This window comes from Maribellus luteus (genome assembly GCF_003576475.1).
In the GTDB taxonomy this organism is placed as follows: Bacteria; Bacteroidota; Bacteroidia; order Bacteroidales; family Prolixibacteraceae; genus Draconibacterium; species Draconibacterium luteum.
On the sequence record NZ_QWGR01000238.1, the window covers coordinates 1 to 540 of the forward strand.

Genomic DNA, 540 nt, shown 5'->3' on the forward strand with positions numbered 1-540 from the left:
CAAAGCCGACGGAGATCAGCACGCGCTTGGTCGGCAGCACATTGGTCAACTGAAAGTTCAGGATGCCCAGCGCCACCGTCACCAGGCCGCCCAGGCTCATCAGCTGCGCGGTGGTCTCATAGCGGAAACCCAATCCGTTCTGCAGCAGGCTCGACGAAAGAAAGCCCCAGGCGCTCGCAAACATGTAATAGATGGCGTAGAACACCATGCCCATCATGAAGCGCCGCTGCAGCGTGGCCCGCAAGTCCACCCAGGGCAGCGGATGGCCCGTCTGGCGGATGCCCACCCAGAGGATTAGCGCCACCACCGCAATGATCGGCACCACCTGCGCGGGCGAGCCGTCGGGGTGGACAAAGCGCGCCTGCTGGAAGCCGTGCAGCGCAATCAGCGCCGCCAGCCCGAATGCGATGGCCGAGGGCCAGTCGAGCGAGGCGAAATCGCCCTTGCGCTCGTGCATCTTCGGATGCGGATAGAACGCCGCCACCAGCCCACACACCACCACGGCCACCAGCAACTGCGCGACGAAGATGGCGCGCCAGC

1 protein-coding gene is annotated in these 540 nt (G+C 65.0%); it reads right to left on the reverse strand.

Annotated features, from left to right (window positions below):
• The coding region (locus tag D1614_RS28735) for a hypothetical protein (protein WP_206610204.1) at positions 1 to 540 on the reverse strand (540 nt) is incomplete at both ends.